Here is a 21,255-nt window from a genome sequence, read left to right on the forward strand (position 1 = left end):
GGGTTCAGTCGGCGGGGCGCTGGGTCAGATGGGTGAACGCGTCCAGGTTCCGCGTCGACTCGCCGCGCGCGACGCGCCACTCGTACTCCTTGCGGATCGCGGACGCGAAGCCCAGCTCCAGGAGGGTGTTGAAGGCGCCGTCGGCCGCTTCCAGAACCTGGCCGAGGAGGCGGTCGATCTCGTCGGCGGTGACGGCGGCGAGCGCGAGCTTGGCGGCGACGTAGATGTCACCGAGCCGGTCGACGGCGTAACTCACGCCGTACAGCTTGAGGTTGCGCTCCAGCAGCCAGCGGTGGACGCCCGGTTCGTTCTCGTCCGGGTGGCGGATGACGAAGGCGTTCAGCGACAGGGAGTGGCGGCCGACGATCAGGGAGACGGTCGTCGACAGTTTGCGGGTGCCGGGGAGCTTGACGACGTAGGTGCCGGGGGCGGGGCTCTCCCACTCCAGCTCGGCGTCCTTCAGGGCTCCCTCGACGACCTCCGCCGTCCTGTGTGTGTCAGTCATACGTCCGTCACCCATGGTGGGAGCGTACGTGACGCCTGTGGGCCTGGGTCGCGGCGACGTAGACCTCCGCCGTGGCGGCCGCCGCCGCGTCCCAGCCGAACGACTGGGCGTGCCGGGCCGCGGCCTCGCCCATCCGCGGGGACAGGTGCGGGTCGTCGGCGAAGGCGCGGAGCACGCGCGCGTAGTCGGCCGGGTTGTGGCCCTGTACCAGGAAGCCGGTACGGCCGTCCCGTACGGCCACCGGGAGGCCGCCCACCGCTGCCGCGAGGACGGGTGTACCTGCCGCCTGCGCCTCGATCGCCACCAGCCCGAACGACTCGCTGTACGACGGCATGACCAGCAGCGACGCCGCCCGGAACCAGTCCGCGAGCTGCTCCTGGCCGACCGGCGGGCGGAACCGCACGACATCCGCGATGCCCAGGCGGGCGGCCAGCTTCTGCAGGCCCTCGGGCTTGGCGAGGCCGCTGCCGCTGGGGCCGCCCACGATCGGGACGAGGATGCGGGAGCGAAGCTCGGGGCGCTCGTCCAGGAGGACGGCCACCGCGCGCAGGAGGACGTCGGGGGCCTTCAGGGGCTGGATGCGGCCCGCGAACAGGGGGATCAGGGCGTCCTGCGGGAGGTCGAGGCGGGCGCGGGCGGCGGCACGGCCGTCGGCGGGCGAGAAGCGGGTGAGGTTCACGCCGGGGTGCACTACGGCGACCTTGTCGGGGGCGGCCGCGTAGTGCCGTACGAGTTCGTCCGCCTCTTCGTCGGTGTTGGCGATGAGGCGGTCGGCGGCCGCGACGATCTGGGTCTCGCCGATGACGCGGGCGGCGGGCTCGGGGGTGTCGCCGTCGGCCAGGTTGGCGTTCTTGACCTTGGCCATGGTGTGCATGGCGTGCACCAGGGGGGCGCCCCAGCGCTGGGCCGCCAGCCAGCCGACGTGGCCGGAGAGCCAGTAGTGGGAGTGGACCAGGTCGTAGTAGCCGGGGCGGTGGCCTGCCCACGCCTGCATCACGCCGTGCGTGAAGGCGCACAGCTGGGCGGGGAGGTCCTCCTTGTTGAGGCCCTCGTAGGGGCCCGCGTCGATGTGGCGGACGAGGACTCCGGGGGCGAGTTCGACGGTCGGGGGCAGGCCCGTGGCCGTCGTGCGCGTGAAGATCTCCACCTCGATGTTGATCGCGGCGAGGCGCTGCGCGAGCTCCACGATGTAGACGTTCATGCCGCCGGCGTCGCCGGTGCCGGGCTGGTGGAGCGGGGAGGTGTGCACGGAGAGCATGGCGACGCGGCGGGGGCGGCGGTGCGGGAGGCGGAGCCGGGGGTGGGTCGCCGGGGAGCGACGCCCGAGCCTGCTGACGTAGTGGCTCACGTGGCGTTCCTCCTTGGCTGCGGGCATGCCGGACGGAGGGTGCGGGCGCCCTCCAAGGGGGTGCAACAGCGGAGGGAGGCATTCCCATTCCGGGTGGGGTGGTTTTTGCCGAGGCATTACCGCGGGTCGCTCAACTGTTCGGGGCTTGGGTGCGTTGTCAGGGATGCCTGCGGCGGCCCGTGCGGGGTCGGTGGGGGTGCGCGTTGCGCATCTACTCGTTCGTTGGGGGTCGGGGCCGCGCCGGGGGGGTGTCCGTCCTCGGTCGGGCGGTTGGCCGTGGCCTGGAGGGGCTCCTCCTTGACGCCCGACACTGCGGGCGGACACCCCCCGGCACGTCCCCTGCTCGCCGTTGCGCCGGTGCGGGTCGCGTTCCGCCTGGTGCGGGCCACTTACCCTCGTATGCATGACATCCCGTGCCTCTGCCCGGCCCGTGGGCACCGTTACGCGCGGGACCACCAACCCCAATCGGCTGCGCCGTATGGATCGCTGGATCGCCCAAGTGCATGGGGGCGAGCTCCGGCGGGCCGCTGATCCTGTCGCGGTCGATCTTGGGTACGGGGCTGCTCCGTGGACCGCGGTGGAGTTGCTCGGGCGGCTGCGTGGTGTGGCGCCCCGCGCGCGTGTGGTCGGTGTGGAGATCGAACCGGCTCGAGTCGCCGCCGCCAAGGCCTATGAGCGCGAGGGGCTCGTCTTTCGGCACGGGGGGTTCGAGATTCCCCTTCCGCAGCGGCCGGTGCTGGTGCGTGCGGCGAATGTGCTGCGGCAGTACGAGGAGGGCGAGGTCGCCGGGGTCTGGGAGCGGCTGTGTGCGCGGCTCGCGCCGGCCGATCCGGTCTCGGGGGCGCGGGGCGGGCTGCTCGTCGAGGGGACCTGCGACGAGATCGGGCGCCGGCATGTGTGGGTCGCGCTCGGGCCCGAGGGGCCGCGGACGGTGACCTTCGCGACGCGGCTCGGCTCGCTGGAGCGGCCGTCGGATCTCGCCGAGCGGCTGCCGAAGGCTCTGATTCACCGCAATGTTCCGGGGGAGGCCGTGCATGCGTTCCTGCGTGACTTCGACCGCGCCTGGGCCGCCGCCGCGCCCTACGCGTCGTACGGCGCACGTCAGCGCTGGATCCGGGCGGTGCGGGACCTCGCGGCCGACTGGCCGGTGACGGACGGGCCGGGGCGGTGGCGGCAGGGTGAAGTGACGGTGCGGTGGGAGGCGTTGGCCCCGCGCGGGTGAGCCCTGCGGGGAACGATCTCCACGAGTCGTTCGTCACAAAAGCGGGGAGACCGTCATGACGGGGAGGGAATGGGGGGAAGCAGACCTCTGTCACTTTGCGCGCTGTCGTGGCACGATCCCCCGGACGCTCGTAAGTTACTGACGGGACATCAGTTTGGGGGCAACAGGTATGGGCTCGGGCAAGCGCGGCCTGGTCGCATCGGCCGTGATCGTCGTCTGTGCGGTCACCGTACTGGCGGCACCAGGCACGGCATTCGCGGCACCCACACCCACCCCGTCGCCCAGTTCCTCGTCCTCGACCGCCGTGACGAGCAAGGACCTTGAGGAGGTCCGCCAGAAGCTCGAGAACCTCTATCACGCCGCGGCCGTCGCCACCGACGAGTACAACGCCGCCGAGGAGGCGGCCGAGAAGCAGTCCGCCGAGATCGTCGCGCTGGCCAAGAGGATCGTCAAAGGCCAGGAGAAGCTCGCCCAGTTGAAGAAACGTGCGGGTGACGCGGCAGCCGCGCAGTACCGCTCGGGCGGGCTGCCCGACGAGGCGAAGCTGATGCTCAGTGACGACCCGCAGGACTTCCTCGACAGCACGGGCCGGGTGCTGCAGGGCCAGCGCGCCACCAAGGGGATGCTGACCGAAATGACCCGCCTCCAGGAGGACTTGGAGCTCTACGCCAAGGACGCCTCAGCCCAGTGGCACAAGCTGGAGGCGGGCCGCAAGGCCAAGGCCGCCGCCCAGAAGAAGGTCGAGAAGCAGATCAAGGCGGCCGAACAGCTCGAGTCCCGGCTGGAGAAGGCGGAGAAGGAGCGCCTCGCCGAGCTGGAGCGGGAGGCCGCCTACCGGGCGCAGACCGCCTGGCTGGACTCCGGCATCCTGAAGGACCTCGACACCAAGGCCTCGGAGCAAGGCCGCAAGGCCGTCGAGTACGCCACGGCCCAGCTGGGCAAACCGTATGAATGGGGCGCCGAGGGGCCGAAGACGTACGACTGTTCCGGCCTGACGTCGCAGGCGTGGGCGAGCGCGGGGAGCGGCATTCCGCGAACCTCGCAGGAGCAGTGGAAGCAGCTGAAGCGCATCGACATCGAGGACATGCGGCCCGGCGACCTCATCATCTACAACGACGACGCCAGCCATGTCGCCCTGTACGTCGGCGACGGCGCCATCATCCACGCCCCGCGCCCGGGGCGGACGGTGACGGTCGCGGGGGCCGGCTCGATGCCGATCCTCGGGGTGGTTCGGCCCGATGCGTGAGGATTCAGGGGGTCTTGTGGCGGCCGGGTCGTGACCCTCGCCACGTGACCCACCCCACGTCACATCCCTCCCCAAACCCGGTGCGGACGTGACGTTCGTCATCCTCGCCGTCCCGTCGGCCTGTCCAACTGCGGTAGGGAACGCGGCATATGACAGTGGCCGGTGTCGGCGCAGGGTGGCTCACACCATTCCGCTGCGGCGCCGACTACCGCTATGGTCCCCGTCGGTGGATCGAGGTCCCTCGTTCCCACCAGCCCTCGGGGGGAGGGAAGGAACTCAGAACGATGCCCCTACCCATACCGCGGCAGAGAGCCATCCCGGCCGTGGAGAGTGGTCAGGCGCCGGCCGCGCCCCCAAGCGGCACCTCCAAGGAAGAGGCCCCGCGTAAGGAAGAGACGGTCGAGAACACCACCCACACCAACCTGACGCTGCTGCTGATCGAGGACGATCCCGGCGGCTCCGCACTCGTGCCCGAGCTGCTCGACTCCGCCGGCAAGCCGATCCGTGTGCGCACCGCCCGCAACCTCACCGAGGCCGAGCGGCTGCTCACCGATGACGTCCACTGCATCCTGCTGGACCTCGCGCTGCCGGCGCCCGGCCGGGCCGCCGACGACGAGCTGGGCGTACTCAAGCACGTCCTGGAGCTCGCGCCCCGGCATGCCGTCCTCGCGCTCACCGCCTCCGGCGACGCCGAGCGCGCCGCGGAGGCCGTGCGCGTCGGCGCCCAGGACTACCTCTTCCGGGACGAACTGGACGGGCGGCTGCTGAGCCGCGCGATCCGGTACGCCGTGGAGAGGAAACGTTCCGACACGGCCGAGCGGCGGCTTGCCGAGGGCCGGATGCGGGCGCAGGAGAACCGCCGCCTGGAGCGCGGTCTGCTGCCGACGCCGCTACTGGAGGGGTCGTCGCTGCGGTTCGCCGCGCGCTACCGTCCGGGGCGTTCGCGTGCCCTGCTCGGTGGGGACTTCTACGACGTCGTCCGCACCTCCGACGGCACCGTGCACGCCATGATCGGCGACGTCTGCGGGCATGGGCCCGACGAGGCCGCGCTCGGCGTGGAGCTGCGGATCGCCTGGCGGGCGCTGACGCTGGCCGGCCTGTGCGGGGACGCCCTGCTCGGGACGCTCCAGCAGGTCCTGGAGCACGAGCGGGCCGACGAGGAGATCTTCGCGACGCTGTGCACGGTGGATATCGCGCCGGACGGACGGCGGGCGGGGCTGTGTCTCGCGGGGCATCCGTCGCCGCTGCTCGCCCGGCCCGGGCGGCCGGCCCAGTTGTTGCCGTACGACAACAACGGGCCCGCGCTCGGTCTGCTGCCCGGTGCGCGGTGGCCGCGGATGGAGGTGAAGCTGGGGGCGGAGTGGAGTCTGATGCTCTACACCGACGGCTTGATCGAGGGTCGGATCGGCGAGGGCCGGGAGCGGCTCGGTCAGGACGGCATGGTGGAGATGGTGCGGCGACAGCTGTCCGAAGGGCTGCAGGGGGAGGCGTTGCTGCGGGCCGCCGTCAATGAGGTTCGGGACCTCAATGGGGGCGAGCTGGCGGACGATGTGGCCGTGCTGTTGCTGGACCGGGGGATCTGAGCGGGGACTCGCCGCGGCGGGTTCTGTCGAATGCCGGGTGCGGATCCGCTTGGGCTGGTCGCGCCCACGCGGCGGAGCCGCATATCGACACGGCCCCGCGCCCCTTCAGGGGCGTTGCCCCCCTGAGCGGCGCTGACTGGCACCCGTCCATTCCGGTTGACCGGCAGCCGCCGTTACCACTCGCCGGCTAGCGGCCGCCGTTCCACGGGCCGTAGGGGCCGTCGCTGCTGGAGCCGCCCTTTCTGCTGCGGCCGCCGCCCGGGAGGCTCTTGATCGCGGGGCGGACGTCGACCATGTACACGATCGTCGCGATGAGGCCGATGATCGGCAGGAACGACAGGATGTTGAAGATCAGGTTCACCACGAAGGCGAGGCCGAGGATGATCAGCCAGAACGGCTTGCTCTGCTTGTCGGCCGCGCGATAGGCGTCCTCTCGGCGCGTGGCCGCGTCGATCAGCGCGAAGCCGCTGAAAAGGATCAGGGCCATGCTCAGCAGCCACATGAACCCCGCGAAGCCCTGCATCAGCACAACGTCCACCACCTGAATCGGCTCGAACCTACGCGGTCACCGTACCCGCAACCCCAGGGCCGCTACCCGAACAACGGGCCGAGCACTCCGTAAGTGCCCGGCCCGTGTCGAACAGCCCCTCTTCACCCGTCCGTGTTACTTGGCGGGCGGAGTGGTCTTCTTGGCGGTGGTCTTGCGTGCCGTGGTCTTCTTGGCGGTGGTCTTCTTGGCCGGGGTGGCCTCCGCGGCGGCCGGCTCGGCCCCCGCGGGCTTGGCCTCGGCCTTGTTCTCCTTGACCTCGACCGGCTCGGCGTTCGGCTCGACGGCCACGGCGAGCTCCTCGATCTCCTCGGCCGCCTCGCCGCGCCAGGTCTTCACGGCCTGCTCGCCGTGCTCGGCGACCTTCTCGTAGGTCTCGCGGGCCTTCACGGCGTACTCGGCGGCGACGCCGACGCCGCGCAGCGCGATGTCCTGGGCGGTCTCGCCGAGCTTCTTCAGGTCGGCGTCGATGCTGCTGCCGAACTTCTTGAAGTCCGCGTCCAGGTTGCTGCCGAACTTCTTGATGTCGGCGTCCAGGCTTCCGATGAACTCGTTGACCTTGGCCTGGATGGTCTCCTGCGCCTCCTTGGCCTTGGCACCGGCCTCCTTGGCGCGGGCGGTGGCCTTGTCCTGGACGGCCTTCGGGTCGGTGTTGCGAACGGCCTCGAACCGGGCCGGCGCCTCGGCGCGCAGCTGCTCCACCAGGCCGGGCACCTTCTTGGCCTGCTGGAAGGCCAGGTCGGCGGTGCCGGCGGCGAAGTAGAGCGGGGTCGGGTCGCTGAGGGTCTTACGCAGGTCGTCGGCGATGGCCATGGTGATGGTCCTCCCGGGTTGCTGTGAGGTGAGGGTTTTGGGTTCCGCGGACGGCCGGCCAGACGGACGGCTGCTCGCCGTCGCGTGCCCTTGCGTGCCTACACGTGCCTGTCGTGGCGCGCGTACGACCGGTGCTCGGTCAGCCGGCCGACTGCTGCGGGTTGTTCGGGTTCTCCGGGTCGGCGTCGCTGCCGTCGGACGTACGGGTCGTGCGGGTGGTGCGGGGCGTACGGGTGGTGCGCGTCTTGCGGGTCGTACGGCTGCGGCGTACGGCGGCGTCGCCGCCCTGAGCGTCCGCCGGGTCCGCCGCGTCCTGCTGGCTGTCGCTCTGCCGGGTACCCACATCGGCCAGTCGGACCGCCTCGGACGGCTCGACCACCTCGGCGGCCTCCCCCGTCTGCGGGGATATCCCGAACCCGTTCTCCTTGCGGAAGGATTCGTAGATCTGGAGCAGCACCTGCTTCTGCCGCTCGTTCAGCGTGGGATCGGCGAGGATGACGGCGCGCGTCTCCACCTCGTCCCGGTCCCGCTCGGCGTCGAGGATGCCGGCGCGCACGTACAGCGTCTCGGCGGAGATCCGCAGGGCCTTGGCGACCTGCTGCAGCACCTCCGCGCTCGGCTTGCGCAGCCCGCGCTCGATCTGGCTCAGGTACGGATTGGACACCCCGGCGGCGTCGGCGAGTTGCCGCAGTGACAGCTGCGCGTTGCGCCGCTGCTCACGCAGATACTCGCCGAGATTGCCGACGTTGAGCGATGCCATGCCTCCACCTTGCCCCAACCCCGCTAACTATTGCAAGCAGCCGCTTGCAAAAGTGCGCCACGCCACGCCAGATCTCGGCACTTCGTCTGCGAGTGAGCCGTTGACCTGTCTCGCTGAAGGTGGGGCAGTCTCGGTCGATCTGGGCCATCCGGGCTTGCGTCTCAGTCGACCTTGGCCATCCGCTGATCCGTCTCGCTCTTCCTGAGCCACTGCCGCGTCCAGTTGCCTACGGTCGTTGTACGTGGTCAGCGTCGGGTGGGGGTGGCTGGTGGAGGTTGAGGACTTCTGGCTGGAGTACGTCGACGCTCGAGGTGAGCTGCATGGAGGGCCGCTTGAGGTGATGTGGTCGTCGCGTTTCGAGGCGGCCGGGCAGGTGCGGACGTTCCCGTCCTACCGGGGCCAGCGCAGCTTCCCCGGATGGTACTGGGCTGCCACGGGTGCCGAGTTGGTGGGTTACGAGTCGTGGGTGGAGCTCGGTCAACTGATGCGGCTGGACTCCGATCCGGGTGTGGTGGCGATGGCGTCGCAGCCGTTCCGGCTCTCGTGGCGGTCCGGCGGCCGGGCCCGGCGGATCAGCCATACGCCGGACTACTTCGTACGTCGTCGGGACGGCACCGGAGTGGTGCTGGACGTGCGTCCCGACGATCGGATCGAGCCCGAGGACGCGGTGAAGTTCGAGGTCACGGCAGCGGCCTGCGCGCGGGTCGGCTGGGGCTTTGAGCGGGTTGGTGTGCTTGATCCGGTGCTGGCGGCGAATCTGCGCTGGTTGTCGGGATACCGGCATCCGCGGGTACGGCGAGAGCCGGTGGCAGCGAAGTTGCGGACGGCATTCGCCCGGCCCCGGGGTCTCTTGGCGGGCGTTGGTGTGGTGGGCGATCCGATCGCCGTGCTGCCTGTGCTCTTCCATTTGCTCTGGTGCCGGCAGCTGGCGGTGGACTTGGAGGCGGGTCTGTTGTCGGCGGCCACGCTGGTGGGCCCGGCTCCTGCGGTCGCGGAGGAGGTGGGCGGGGATGCCGGCGCGTCCGCGGCTGCTGTCGCTGGGTGACAGGGTCCGCTACGACGGACGGGAGCACACGATTGCCGCCCTGCACGGCACGTCGGTGCGGCTGGTCGATGATGCCCAGGTCGCCAGTGTCGTGCTGCTGGGACACCTGCTGGCCTCCGAGGGATTCGCCGTGCTCAGCACCGCGCTGAGCCGCCCACCGCTGCCGGAGGCCGGGGTGTTGGAGGGCCTGCCAGAGGAAGCAGTACAGCGAGCTGAGTGGTGGCGGCGGCACCTGACCGAGCTGCTCACCGGCCGACCGGACGGCAATACCAACGTCCCGGTGCGGGCCGAGTACGACCCGACGGTGCACTCTCTGCGGCAGCGGGAGCTGACCAAGCTGGCCGAACTGCGGGTCTGCGGTGAGGAGGTGGGGCTGAGCACGCTGCGCCGGATGCGGTCCCGCTTCGAAAGCGAAGGGGTGGCGGGCCTGGTGGACGGCAGGCTGCGCAAGCCCGCCACCGGCACGAGCCGGGCCGATCCCCGGGTGGTCGACGCGATCGCGAAGGTCGCGGGCAGCCGGACCGACGAACCGACCGTCTCCGCGCAGGTGCTGCGGCGCCGCGTCGAACGGCTCCTGGTCGCCGAGCACGGTGCCGGAGCAGTCCGGATGCCGTCCAGGTCGACGTTCTACCGTCTGCTGGAGGCGATCTCGACCGGGCAGTATCTCTTCGGTTCGGCGCGCACTCGCCGCTCGCTGGGCAAGCAGCCGAAGCGGATGTTCAGGCAGCTGACGGCGGCTCGCCCCGGCGAGGTGATGGAAATCGACTCCACGCCGCTGGATGTCATGGTCATCCACGATGACGGGACAGTGGACCGCTGCGAGCTGACCGGGCTGATTGACCTGGCTACCCGGACGCTGGCCGCAGTGGTGCTGCGGCCGTCGACGAAGGCGGTGGACGCCGCGCTGCTGCTGGCACGCGCCATGACACCGGAACCGGTGCGGCCCGGCTGGTCCGACGCTTTGCGCATGTCGCGCTCCGTGCTGCCGTACGCCTCCTTGCTGTCGCTGGACGAGCGGCTGGACAAGGCCGCCGCGATCCCGGTGATCGTTCCGGAGACGGTGGTCAGCGACCACGGCAAGGCGTTCATCTCGGACAACTTCCGCAACGCCTGCCGCCACCTGGGGATCTCGTTCCAGCCCGCGCACCCGGACACCCCGACCGACAGGCCACACATCGAGCGGACGCTGGGCTCGGTGTCGACGATGTTCGCCCAGTACGTGGCCGGCTACACGGGACGCAGTGCCGAGATGCGAGGAAGGGACCCGGCCGCTCAGGCGGCCTGGTCCATCCATGAACTGCAGGAACTCCTCCAGGAGTGGATCGTCGTCTGGCAGGCCAGGCCGCACGACGGGCTGCGCGATCCCTTGATGCCGGACCGGCCGCTGAGCCCGAACGAGAAGTACGCCGCGCTGGTGTCAGCAGCCGGATACGTCCCCGTCGCGCTCAGCCCGGAGGAGTACATCCAGCTCATGCCTCGTGAATGGCGGGTCATCGGCCGCAGCGGGGTGCGGATCAACAACCGTACTTACGACGCCCCCAGACTCACTCCTTTCCGGCGTCAGCCCTCGGGGGAAGGTCCGGACGGCAAGCTCTGGGAAGTCCACTACGACCCCTACGACATCTCCTGCGTCTGGGTACGCAACCACCACGGCACGGGCTGGATCACCGCGACCTGGCGCCACCTGCGCACGTCTCCCGTCCCGATGGGCGAGCTGGTCTTCGACCGGGCCCACCAGATCCTGACCGAACGCGGGCAGCGCAAGCCGGACGAGGAAGCCGTCGCACAGGTGGCGGCAGAGCTGCTGGACCGGGCCTCGGACGGGCCCGGTGACGAGCCTGGCCGCCGGGCCGAGGGGAGGGACCGGCCGACCCGGCGGCGCGACCGAAAGGTCGCTGCCCGCACCCGGGCCACCAGCGAGCCCGCCTGGCCGCGGCCGGCGCCCGCGCGGGAGCCGGAACCGGCGGATGACGAGGACGCCGGCGAACTCGGCGAACTCGCCGATGTCGTCCCGCTGGAGATCTTCGATGCGCGCAAGGAGGCGGAGAAGTGGTGGTGAACGCTGCGGAGCCGGGCGGGGAAGAAGCCGGTCTGCCTGATGACCGGACCGATCCCTCCACCCGGCTGGAGGGCTGGCGACGGTTCGTGGAAGCCGATCCAGCCACCTTCGAACTGCTACCCGATCAGCAGTGGCAGGCCCTGTCCCCGCAGTTGCGGGAGACCTACGACGAGGCCCGCATCGCCTACCACTCCGAACTCCAGGTCGTGCGCACGTCCACGGTCAAGGAGATCACCCATCAGGGACGGCTGCTGACCCTGCTCAACCAGCGTGAGCACGGCGCCCGCCGCGGGATGATCGTCTCCGGCCAGTGGACGACCGGGAAGACCACCGCACTCAAGCAACTCGGCCGCACCCACGAACTCCGTATCCGGCAGCGCTACCCCGGCAGCGACCGCATCCCCGTTGTCTACATCACCGCCCCGCCCAAAGGCTCCCCGCGCAAACTCGCCCTGGAGTTCGCCCGGTTCCTCGGGCTTCCCGTGATCAACCCGCGGCACAACACCATCGACGTCACCAGCGCCGTCTGCCAGGTGCTGATCGAGGCCCGCACCGACTTGGTCCTGGTCGACGAGATCCACCTGCTCAACCACGCGACCACCGCCGGCGAGGATCTCTCCGACCATCTGAAGTACTTCACCGAACACCTGCCCGCGACGTTCATCTATGCCGGGATCAACGTCGAAAAGTCCGGCCTGTTCACCGGAGTCCGTGGCAAGCAGCTCGGGGGCCGCTGCATCCTCGTCCGCACCGGCGCCTTCCCGCCCAACGCCGAGTGGCAAGCGCTGGTCGCCTCCCTGGAAACAACCCTCCGCCTGCACCGGCACCAGAACGGCGCTCTGGTCAAGCTCGCGAAATACCTGCACCAGCGCACCGGCGGCATGATCGGAAGCCTGTCCCATCTGATCCGGGCCGCAGCCGTCTCCGCCATCCTTGACGGCAGCGAACGCATCACCAAAACCGGCCTGCGCGACATCCGGATCGACCACAACAGTGAATCCGACTCCCCGCCCGAACCGCGCAGGGCAGCCGGATGAGTGCACGGTTCGAACCCATCGTCTTCCGACCGCTGCCGCGTCCACTGAAACCCTTCCCGCAGGAGACCGAGGCATCGTTCCTGGACCGGCTCGCTGCAGCGAACGCGATGCCCGTTCGGCGCCTTCAGCAGCCCTCCCTCTGGCTGACCTCCCGCCTGGACCCGACCGACCAGCTCAGCGTCCTCAGCGGACAGCCCCGCACCAGCATCCAGCACGCGATCCCCCGCTGGGAGAAACAGGCGTGGAACCTCCCGCAGGGCCCCTTCGCTGCGACCATCCGGTGGGCCTGCCGCCGCTGCGTCGCCCGCAGGACTGGCAACCCGGACCAGGGCGTCATGGTCTGGATGTCGAAGCACCACGAACAGGTCTGCGTCCCCCACCGCCTCTGGATCGGCCGGGCCGTCGAGTCCCCCGCCACCCAGTTCGACCTCGCCGACCTCCCCGAGATCGTCGCCGCCCAACAGCGCCACTACAGGCTCCTTCGCCGCCACGGCCCCCACGTGCTCAACCCGTGCTACGCGCAGATCTCCCTGTTCTGGCACGTCCTCATACAGCACGGCTACCGGATCAGCGACCGCTCCCGCCGCCTCGTCCGGCTCCAACCCCGCCCTGCCCGCAGCGTCCGGCCCTGGGACCCCAAACGCTATGCCGCGGTCTATCCGGAGATCGTCACGACCATGGCCCTCTACGCCTCTCCGTACTGGCGCCGCCTGGCCATGTCCACCAACGAGGAAGACTTCCGGGCCTTCCACGCGGAGTTCACACGTCGGCTCCCCAACGAGAGCCCTCTGCGCACAACGGCAAAGCCCTGGTTCATCCAGCAGCTCCGCACCATCGCGCACACCATCCAGGACGCGGCCGGAAACCCTGGCGGAGGCAACACGACCAACCGTTCTGAGCCTGTTCCCTCCGGGTGAGTGAGACACAAGCCCGAAAACCGTCCCACTTGGGCGCTGCAGCCACCGTCATTCCGCTCCCGGCCCGGCCGGTGCTGGCCAGCGCCTCACCAAGGTCGACTCCTGGGTCCGGTGCTCGAATCATGTGGTGTTGCAGTGAGGTCCTATCGCCCAGCTGGCGGGCAGCCGGTCCTAGCTGACTGGTCGTGCAGGTAGCGGGACTGTTCCTGAGGGGTGAGAGCGGCGTCGATGGCCTCGCAGATGGTGCGGATCGCGCGGGCCGGGTCGGGCAGGTCGACGTTCCACAGTTCGACGGAGCTGCCAGTACTGATGGCCAGGGTGCGTCCGTCCGGGCTGAACGCCACCACTCCAGGCAAGGGGGTCGGCAAGGTGCGTCTGGGCTGACTGGTGGCGAGGTCCCACAACTGGACGCCTCTGGCGCTGCTTGTGGCCAGGGTGCGGCCATCGGAGCTGAAAGCCAGGGACTCCACCTCACCGCTGGTACTGAAGCTGTCCTGGAGCCGACCGGTGCGCGCATCCCACGTCTCCACGAGTCCGCTGCCGGCGCTTGCGGTGGCCAAGGTGTGTCCGTCCGGGCTGAACGCGAGGGTCAGCGGGCTCCGGCTGCTCGGCTTGATGGTGCGCTGTGTGCGGCCGGTAGCGGCGTCGAGCAGCGTGACCTGGTCGCCGCCGCTGTCCTCGACGTTCACCACGGCAAGGGTGCGGCCGTCCGGGGTGAACGCCAACGTTCTGACCGATTGGCCGTGGCCGGTGCGGACGGTGTGCAGCGCGCCCGTAGAAAGGCGCCAGATCCGCACCCATCCCTTCCCGCCGGCGACGGCGAGCCGCGTCCCGTCGGGACTGAAGACCGCCCTGATGGCGCCCAGGGCACGGACTTGGTAAAGGCCGCCCGTGGCGACGTCCCGCACCTCGATCACCGCCCCGGCCTTCCTGGCCCTTGCGGCCAGGGCACGCCCGGTCGGGCTGAACCCCGCAGCTCCGAGGCGCCAAACCGAGGAAGGCAGTTGCTTTCCTCGGAGGGCCAGGTCGGTGTCGAGCGCCAGTGTGGCTTTGCGATCGCCGGTCCTGACATCCCAGACCTGTACCGACCCACGGCCGGGCGGGCCTTGGTGAACCGTGGCCACCATGCGTCCGTCCGCACTGAAGGTCATGTCATCAACGGACGTGCCGGCAAGGCCCCGCAGAGTTATCAGCGGCTGATCAGCGGAGAGGCGGTGGACGCGGATGGTGGGTTCCGAGTAGCTGCTGGTGACCAGAGTGCGGCCGTCCGCGCCGAGGGCCATTGCCATGAGCCCGCGTCCCTGGTGACCGGCGGTCACGGTGGCCCGCGCCGTGCCGGAGGCGGTGTCCCACAGTCGGACCGTGTCCCCAGGGCCCGGGATGGCGAGGGTCCGCCCGTCCGGGGCGAAGGCCACCTGGTTCGCCTTCATGCGGCCATCCCTGATGGTGCGCCGGACGAGGCCGGTCGCCACTTCCCGCAGTTGCACCGAACCGTCGGTGTGGCCAACCGCGTATGTCCGGCCATCGGGGCTGAAACCCAGCCCACGCTCGATCTGCCTGTCGTGGACAGTGCGAGTTCGACCGGTGGCCATATCCCACACCCGCACCACTCCGTTGCCGCTTATCGCGGCAACGGCACGACCGTCAGGGCCGAAGGCCACCGCCTCCGGGTCGTCGGTACGGCTGGTGAAGCTGTGCCGCTTGCGCCCGGTGGCCACGTCCCATACCCGTACAGCCGCCGGCGAGGACACGGCCACGGCACGACCGTCAGGGCTGAAGTCCATCCCACGTACCGAACCATCGGGGGCGGTGAGGGTTCTGAGTTTCCTGCCGGTGACCGGATCCCACAGGCCTACCACCGCGCCGGTGCCCCCGGAGGTAGCGACGGCGAGGGTGCGTCCGTCGGGGCTGAACGCCGCGGCTTCGCTGCTGGTGTTGTGGCCAGTGAACAAGGCTCGTCGGACCCGGCCTCCGGGCAGGTCCCAAATCCGCACCGTGCCGTCTCCGCTGTGCGCGGCGAGGGTCCGTCCGTCCGGGCTGAGCGTGATGGCGTCCACGGGTTCGGTGCCGCCGGTCAGGCGCTTGCGCAGCGGTAGCGCCGCAGCGGCATACAGGGCGGCGGTGGCTTCGCGGGTCGGGCTGGTGCGGTACGCGTGGACAGCGAGCAGTGAGGCGAGGTCCGGTTCGGAGTCAAGCAACGCACTGGACTGAGCGGCCAGTTGCCGGGACTGGGCCAGGTGCTGGGCGGTGACCGCGCTCTGCCACTGCCCCACAGCGACGCCAGCGGCGACGAGGGCGAGACACAGGGCGGTAGTGACCGCGGCCAGCACCAGCCGGTACCGGCGACGCCCCTTCTGCTCGTGGTCACGGCTGGCTTCGAGGAAGGCGTGCTCCAAGTCGGTCAGGTCCTCGCGCGGTGCACCGCCGAAGTGTTCCTGGGCGGCGGCGAGCCGACTTCCCCGGACCAAGGCTCCGTCCTCGCGGCCCAGTTCCTGCCAGGCGTGGGCCGCATCGGTCAGGTTCCGGTGCACCCGCAGGCGTTCGCGGTCCTCCTCGATCCACCCGCACAGCCGGGGCCAAACCGTGATCAGGGTCTCGTGGGCCAACTCGACCGTGTCGCCGTCTAGGGTGAGCAGCCGTGCCTCGGCGAGTGCCTCCAAGACCTGGGCGGTGTCATCCCGTTCGGTGCCGGACAGTTCGGAGCGCTCGACGGAACGGCGGGTGTCGGGAGTGCCGTCACCGGGGGCGATCAGCCTCAGCAACACCCGGCGGGCAGCAGCCGCCTGGTCTTCGGTGAACCGGCCGTAGATCTGCTCGGCGGTCTTGGCGATCGCGCCGTCCAGGCATCCCGCCGCCTCGTAGCCCGCGATGGTCAGCGTCTTGCCACGGCGGCGGCGCCAGGTCTCCAGCAACGCGTGGGACAGCAACGGCAACCCGCCCGGCTCGTCGGCGACCTCCTTGACCAGCCGGGTCGTAAGGGAGCGTTCCACGGTCAGTCCAGCGGCCGTGGCCGGCTTGACGACAGCGTCGCGCAGTTCCGCCGGGCTCATCGCACCGGCCAGCAGGTTGGCATCGCGCAGTGTGTCGGCCAGGGCGCGGTGCTCGGCACAGCGGCCGTAGAAGTCGCCGCGCACGGCCAACAGCACCCGTAAGCGGCTTTCGGGCTGCCGGGCGGCCAGCAGCAGGTCGATGAAGCGGGCACGCTCGGTGGCATCGCGGCAGAGGGTGAAAACCTCCTCGAACTGGTCGACGATCACGAACGTGTCCGCCCCGGCACTGCCGTCGCCGGGAACTGCGGGTGTGAGGAGAGGAGCGTGGGTGCGGGCGGGGCGCTCGCCCGGGGTCAGGATGCGGATCGCGGCCGGACGCAGGTCCGGCTCCTGAGCCTGCCGGAGGACGGGTACCAGGCCGGCCCGCAGCAGGGAGGACTTGCCGCTGCCGGAAGGGCCGAAGACCGCCGCGAACCGCCGACGGCTCAGCAGGTCTACCAGGTCGGCGGTGAGCTGTTCCCGACCGAAGAACAAGGCGCTGTCACCGGGCTCGAACCGCGCCAGGCCCCGGTACGGCGGGAGTGTTCCGTCGTCGCCCCGAGAGCCGTCACCGGCGGACTCCTCCACCGCCTCCTTCCACCGGGCCTCCCACTGCACCGCATCGCCGCCGCAGCCGCGCACATAGGCCAGGGCCACCGCCAGCGTCGGCAGCTGCTCACCCCCTGCCGCCTGCGACAGCGTGGTCACCGAGTAGCCCGCCCGCTGGGCCAGCGCCCGGTAGGTGACCCCGCCCGCCTCCGCCCGCAGCTTGCGTAACTCGAACGCGAACCGCTGCACCGGACCCGCCGCCGGATCCACCGGCACCTCACGACGACCCGCCACGCCCTCTCCCCCTCCAGCTGTCCCTGCCTCAGAGCGAGCAGCCGACCCATGCACCCCTATGACACCCGAACGGCCCGCGCATCCCGTCATTGTTCGGCCGCCAGAACGGTACTGCCGAACAATGCTCCAGCCGCTGAACTCGGTGATGCGAGCGTCAGGGCGGCCTGCAAGCGGAGGTCTACTTCGCCCCTCGGCGTTCTCACCCGCCCATTGCGGACCACGTCGGCACGCCCCCACGACGAGCCCAACCACACCTCACCACAGAGGATTTTGTCCACGCATGGAATCCCCACCCGTCGTCCCCACTTCACCGGACGACTCACCCTCTGTTACTTCACGATTACTTAGAATCGTGGCGAAGGCCGGTCCGTCGCGGTTGGGCTGGCTGGATGCGTTGCGCGGCCTCGCCGCGCTCGTCGTGGTGTTCGACCATTCGTCGTACACCTTCATGGCGGACTTCCGGCGGGAGTTGATGCCGCAGTTCAACACCAGCCGCTACGGCATCATGGTGTTCTTCCTGGTGAGCGGCTACATCATCCCCGCGTCGCTGGAGCGCCGAGGCTGCGTCCGGACGTTCTGGATCGGGCGGATCTTCCGTGTGTACCCGCTGTGGGCGGCTGTCGTCACTGTGCTCCTTGCCGTCAACCTCTTGGGCATTGCGGAGATGCGTGACTTCGGTCAGCAGAGCGCTGCCATGGTGGCTGTCGCCCACGTGACCATGCTCCAGGAGTTGCTGGGGACACCCAATCTCCTGCTGGTCCTGTGGACGCTCTCGTACGAGATGGCCTTCTACTTGCTGGTCGTCGCCCTCTTCACAGTCCGCCTTCACCAGCGGCCCGCGGCGGTCGCCGTCATCTTGGCCGTGCTCGCCGCTGTGAGCGTGACGGCAGGGGCCGTGCTGCCGGCCTCTGCCCTGTCCGGCATGGTCGGCACCGGTCCCCTGATCGCGTTCGCCTCGATCGCCATGGTGGTCGCCATCTGTTGTGCGAGCGCCAGGTCACCTGTACTCCGGGTGCTCGGGGGCGCGTTGGGTGGGGTGCTGGCGCTCGTCCTGGCCGCATTCAACGGCACGGTACCGCTGTGGGAGGGTCTGGTGATCCTCGCGGTGATGTTCCTCGGCACCGCCGTCTACCGTGCCGAGAACGGTCAGAGCACCTGGAGGTACGCGGCGGGCACTGCCGTCATGGTGGTCGCCTGTGCCATGGGGAGTGCGTACCGGTACGGCGACGGTGACCACTTCACACGGCGCGGCTGGATCGTCGCATTCCTACTGGCTGTGCTCACCTTCGGCGCCGGACTGGCCTCGCGTCGCCGACGCATACCGCGTCTGCTGACCGGACTGGGAACGATCAGCTACTCGGTCTATCTGGTGCATCCGGTGCTGCTGGCGGTGATCGACAGCACGATCGGCCGCCGGCGGCAGGACAATCTCCCGCTCGAAGTAGCGTTCTTCATTGTGCTGCTGCCCTTGTGCGTGCTGACCTATCGTTTCATCGAAGCACCGAGCCAGACCTGGGGCCGCAGGTTGGCCCATCGCGTGCAGCCACCGTGACGAGCGGCCGTGCCGCACCGCCCTTGCAGCGCCACTGCTGACGTGTGGGTACCCGACCCGGCGCGGACCGTCCTCTGGGGAGCCAGAACCTGACCATGGGGCGGCAACCTCCTCTCCCTACAGGACCTTCTCCATTCGAACCGGGGCGGTTCAGAGCCCTGAAAGGGGAAAATCCCGATGACGTCGAACGCGACGCTGACCTAGCGTTCCGCCCATGACCTCCCCGGACGACAACACCGACGACAAGCCCAGGGTGACCATCCGCTGCCAGGACAACGCCTCCGTCGGCGTGACCTTCTGCGATCGGTTCAGCTTCGACGCGGACTCCGTGCACTATGCCGTCGAGCTGCGGGCCCCGGGCCTGACCGCTCGCGTCAACGAGGTCGTCGCCTGGATCTGGGACAGCGATCTCACCACGTTCCTGGAAGCGCTCGCCGCGGACTACCAGGGATGGGACGGCGAACGGAGCTGGCAGACCAACGACCGAGACCTGGCAGTGTCGGCCGTCTTCCGTTCCGGCGGCCACGTTGGGCTGACCTGGGCCTTGCGGCCCTGGCCACAGACCGCTGGCGGCTGGGGAGCCTCGGTGACCACCTGGCTGGAGGCCGGCGAGGAGATGGCTTCCCTGGCGGCCGATGTCAGGAACTTCCTCACCGGGGAGCAGCCGTGACATCCGGCATGCGCATCACTTGGATGCTGGCGGGATCCGGGTGGGCCGACTGCACCCTTGAAGATCACCAGGCGAAAGTCGAGCTCACCGCGTCCTACATCAGCAATGCGCCCGAGGAGTTTCTGAATGCGGTGGCCCGGCTCGTCGCCGGTGAGGCAGAGACCCGTGCCCAGTTCGAGGCCGAGCCGACCGCCTACCGGTGGATCTTCTACCGCGAAGGCGAGGACACCTGGATCCGCGTGCTCGAACTGCGCGACGGCAGCGACCACGACAACAAGGGAGCCGAGATCTGGTCGAGTCAGCTCGGCATCGACCAGCTCGCCCGCGCCGTGATCCGCTGCTTCGACGAGGTCGCACAGACCTATGGCGAGAGCGGCTACCGAGGCAAGTGGGGTGAGCACTTCCCCCGAACCGAACTCGAAGCCCTCAGACGTCTCTGGCGCACTCATCGGCATCCCCAAGACACGTAGTCCGGACAGCGCACACTGCTCAGGTTGAGTGAAACGAGTCAGCCTGTCCCCCCTCAGTTAACCTGAACCACCCCAGGTCAGCGCACCGGGATGGCCCACTTCTAGAGAGACGGGACAGCCGTCCTGCCTCCGCGATGTCCGGGCTGTCCGGAGATCTGGGCGACACCGCACACCGCCCCGACGGACAGGAACAGCCCGACTGGCTCGCCCTGCTGACGGTCGCCGGCCAACTCGCCGGCCAGATGCAGGCACTGGCGGACGACCTGGTCGAGGACTACGTCGAGCACTGCCGGATGCACGGCAACTCATGGACGGACATCGGCGCCCACATCGGCACCGAGCACCTGCTCTGGGGACTGACGGCGCAGGACAACAGCGCCACCCGCCTCCTGCGTGCCGCCAACGTTTCGCCGGAGACGGTCCACCGATCCGTCGGAACCCGGCTGAGCATGGGCGCCTCCCAGGCAGCCGAGCGCATCGCTTGGACGCCCTACTCCCGCAAAGCCATCGCCATCGCGCAGACACGGTCCGAGCGGAACGACTCCGACCGCATCGACTGCGACGACCTGCTGATCGGACTCACGCCACACCTGCAGACGCCTGAGCCCATCGCGGTCCGGCGACCACTAGGCCCTGTCGTTCGGGTCGGCATGATCCAAACGACAGGGCCTGGCCGCCGGACCGCGAGAGCACGGCTTCCTGCCCGGACTTGAGTGAGACAGGACAAGCGGCCCACCCGCCAGGGCTGAGCGCACTGGTCGGCGAGCCGAGCACGGCGGCCGGGAGAGCGAGTCGATCTCTGTTCGGCGACGATACCGGCGGATGCCGATGCCGGGCGGGTCCCTAGGATCGTCGGCATGGCACTGCGACCCGCTCATCTGAACATCAAGGCTCTTGACGCCTCGGCGGTCGGCCGGTTCTGGGCGGAAGCGCTCGGCTGGAGTGCTTACAGCGCCGGCGTGAGCACCTACGTCGGCCCTGCCGGCGGCCTCGTCTGGCCGGACCCGGTCGTCGTCGGCATCGACGTCGTTCCCGTCCCGGAGCCCAAGACGGCGACGAAGAACCGTGTGCACTTCGATCTCGCCACCACCTCCGCGGCCCATCAGGCGGAGTTGATCGCACGTCTGAAGGACCGCGGGGCAAGGCCCGTCGACGTGGGCCAGGGCGCGGATGTGCCGTGGACGGTCCTCGCCGACCCGGAGGGCAACGAGTTCTGCGTGCTGGAGCCGCGGGAGATCCACCGGGACACCGGGCCGGTCGCCGTGATGGTGGTCGACTGTGCGGATCCGCGGGCCATGGCGCGGTTCTGGGGTGAGGCGCTGGACTGGACCCTGCACGAGGTGACCGACGAGCATGCGCTGTTCCGCTCCCCCAAGGGTGTCGGCCCGTATCTCGAGTTCCTCCGCACGCCCGGCGTGAAGACCGTGCCGGACCGCATCCACCTCGACCTGCTGCCGTACCCCGGTGACGACAAGGAAGCGGAGGTGTCCCGTCTGCGGGCCCTCGGCGCCACCGACCTCGACCTCGGCCAGGGCGACGTCCCGTGGACGTGCCTGACCGACCCGGAGGGCCACGAGTTCTGCGTCCTCGCCCTGCCCTGACCGGACAC

The 21,255-nt window shown here is 69.8% G+C and carries 18 protein-coding genes; 12 read left to right on the forward strand and 6 right to left on the reverse strand.

What is annotated here, in order from left to right; translation table 11 throughout:
- Positions 1-4: 4 nt before the first annotated feature.
- Together EJ357_RS21020 and mshA are read right to left on the reverse strand one after the other, a co-directional pair.
- Positions 5-505 carry a type III secretion system chaperone family protein gene (locus tag EJ357_RS21020; protein WP_126393149.1) on the reverse strand — a complete coding sequence of 167 codons (501 nt, stop codon included), beginning with the start codon at positions 503-505 and terminating at the stop codon, positions 5-7.
- Between the two features lie 7 nt (positions 506-512).
- Positions 513-1,853, reverse strand: a complete 1,341-nt coding sequence (gene mshA, locus EJ357_RS21025) for a D-inositol-3-phosphate glycosyltransferase (protein ID WP_126399743.1) — start codon at positions 1,851-1,853, stop codon at positions 513-515.
- A 403-nt stretch (positions 1,854-2,256) separates the two neighbouring features.
- Between mshA and EJ357_RS21030 the strand changes: the two genes are divergently transcribed.
- From EJ357_RS21030 to EJ357_RS21040, 3 genes are all read left to right on the forward strand, one after another.
- Positions 2,257-3,075 (forward strand): class I SAM-dependent methyltransferase, encoded by an 819-nt coding sequence (locus EJ357_RS21030; protein WP_175647460.1) that lies wholly within the window; start codon positions 2,257-2,259, stop codon positions 3,073-3,075.
- Between the two features lie 169 nt (positions 3,076-3,244).
- Entirely contained in the window at positions 3,245-4,321 is a 1,077-nt protein-coding gene (locus tag EJ357_RS21035) for a C40 family peptidase (protein ID WP_126393150.1), read from the forward strand.
- A gap of 284 nt (positions 4,322-4,605) precedes the next feature.
- On the forward strand, positions 4,606-5,904 hold the full coding sequence (locus EJ357_RS21040; RefSeq protein WP_175647461.1) for a PP2C family protein-serine/threonine phosphatase: 1,299 nt from the start codon (positions 4,606-4,608) through the stop codon (positions 5,902-5,904).
- Between the two features lie 187 nt (positions 5,905-6,091).
- On the opposite strand, the gene EJ357_RS21045 is transcribed toward EJ357_RS21040, so the two are convergent.
- The 3 genes from EJ357_RS21045 to EJ357_RS21055 form a co-directional block, all read right to left on the reverse strand.
- Positions 6,092-6,427 (reverse strand): DUF2516 family protein, encoded by a 336-nt coding sequence (locus EJ357_RS21045; RefSeq protein ID WP_175647832.1) that lies wholly within the window; start codon positions 6,425-6,427, stop codon positions 6,092-6,094.
- Positions 6,428-6,568: 141 nt separating this feature from the next.
- A complete protein-coding gene (locus EJ357_RS21050) occupies positions 6,569-7,264 on the reverse strand; it encodes a hypothetical protein (protein WP_126393152.1) in 696 nt (231 codons plus the stop codon).
- Positions 7,265-7,403: 139 nt separating this feature from the next.
- Complete coding sequence (locus tag EJ357_RS21055; RefSeq protein ID WP_126393153.1) at positions 7,404-8,024, reverse strand: helix-turn-helix domain-containing protein; 621 nt, start codon at positions 8,022-8,024, stop codon at positions 7,404-7,406.
- Positions 8,025-8,292: 268 nt separating this feature from the next.
- Here EJ357_RS21055 and EJ357_RS21060 point away from each other — a divergent pair, with 268 nt between their 5' ends.
- The 4 genes from EJ357_RS21060 to EJ357_RS21075 are packed head-to-tail and all read left to right on the forward strand — an operon-like array spanning position 8,293 to position 13,082.
- Positions 8,293-9,069, forward strand: a complete 777-nt coding sequence (locus tag EJ357_RS21060; protein ID WP_126399749.1) for a TnsA-like heteromeric transposase endonuclease subunit — start codon at positions 8,293-8,295, stop codon at positions 9,067-9,069.
- The gene (locus tag EJ357_RS21065) at positions 9,035-11,128 is read left to right on the forward strand and encodes a Mu transposase C-terminal domain-containing protein (protein WP_126393154.1); all 2,094 of its coding nucleotides are present in this window, start codon (positions 9,035-9,037) and stop codon (positions 11,126-11,128) included. The genes EJ357_RS21060 and EJ357_RS21065 overlap by 35 nt, the downstream gene beginning before the upstream one ends.
- The gene (locus EJ357_RS21070; protein ID WP_126393155.1) at positions 11,119-12,165 is read left to right on the forward strand and encodes an ATP-binding protein; all 1,047 of its coding nucleotides are present in this window, start codon (positions 11,119-11,121) and stop codon (positions 12,163-12,165) included. Before EJ357_RS21065 ends, EJ357_RS21070 begins: the two co-directional genes overlap by 10 nt.
- Positions 12,162-13,082, forward strand: a complete 921-nt coding sequence (locus EJ357_RS21075) for a hypothetical protein (protein ID WP_126393156.1) — start codon at positions 12,162-12,164, stop codon at positions 13,080-13,082. The genes EJ357_RS21070 and EJ357_RS21075 overlap by 4 nt, the downstream gene beginning before the upstream one ends.
- Before the next feature lie 143 nt (positions 13,083-13,225).
- Here EJ357_RS21075 and EJ357_RS21080 read toward each other — a convergent pair whose 3' ends face one another.
- Positions 13,226-16,954 carry an nSTAND1 domain-containing NTPase gene (locus EJ357_RS21080; RefSeq protein WP_126393157.1) on the reverse strand — a complete coding sequence of 1,243 codons (3,729 nt, stop codon included), beginning with the start codon at positions 16,952-16,954 and terminating at the stop codon, positions 13,226-13,228.
- 280 nt (positions 16,955-17,234) lie between these two features.
- On the opposite strand from EJ357_RS21080, the gene EJ357_RS21085 reads away from it, so the two are divergent.
- The 5 genes from EJ357_RS21085 to EJ357_RS21105 all read left to right on the forward strand — a co-directional run bounded on the left by EJ357_RS21085 (position 17,235) and on the right by EJ357_RS21105 (position 21,247).
- Positions 17,235-18,506: an acyltransferase family protein gene (locus EJ357_RS21085; RefSeq protein WP_126393158.1), complete on the forward strand. Its 1,272-nt coding sequence runs from the start codon at positions 17,235-17,237 to the stop codon at positions 18,504-18,506.
- 214 nt (positions 18,507-18,720) lie between these two features.
- Positions 18,721-19,176, forward strand: coding sequence for a DUF6228 family protein (locus EJ357_RS21090; protein WP_175647463.1), 456 nt, complete (start codon positions 18,721-18,723; stop codon positions 19,174-19,176).
- Entirely contained in the window at positions 19,173-19,646 is a 474-nt protein-coding gene (locus tag EJ357_RS21095; protein ID WP_175647464.1) for a hypothetical protein, read from the forward strand. The genes EJ357_RS21090 and EJ357_RS21095 overlap by 4 nt, the downstream gene beginning before the upstream one ends.
- A gap of 134 nt (positions 19,647-19,780) precedes the next feature.
- Positions 19,781-20,359: a Clp protease N-terminal domain-containing protein gene (locus tag EJ357_RS21100; RefSeq protein WP_228473115.1), complete on the forward strand. Its 579-nt coding sequence runs from the start codon at positions 19,781-19,783 to the stop codon at positions 20,357-20,359.
- A 144-nt stretch (positions 20,360-20,503) separates the two neighbouring features.
- Complete coding sequence (locus EJ357_RS21105) at positions 20,504-21,247, forward strand: VOC family protein (RefSeq protein WP_126393159.1); 744 nt, start codon at positions 20,504-20,506, stop codon at positions 21,245-21,247.
- The last annotated feature ends 8 nt before the right edge of the window (positions 21,248-21,255 follow it).

Source organism: Streptomyces cyaneochromogenes (genome assembly GCF_003963535.1).
GTDB lineage: Bacteria > Actinomycetota > Actinomycetes > Streptomycetales > Streptomycetaceae > Streptomyces > Streptomyces shaanxiensis.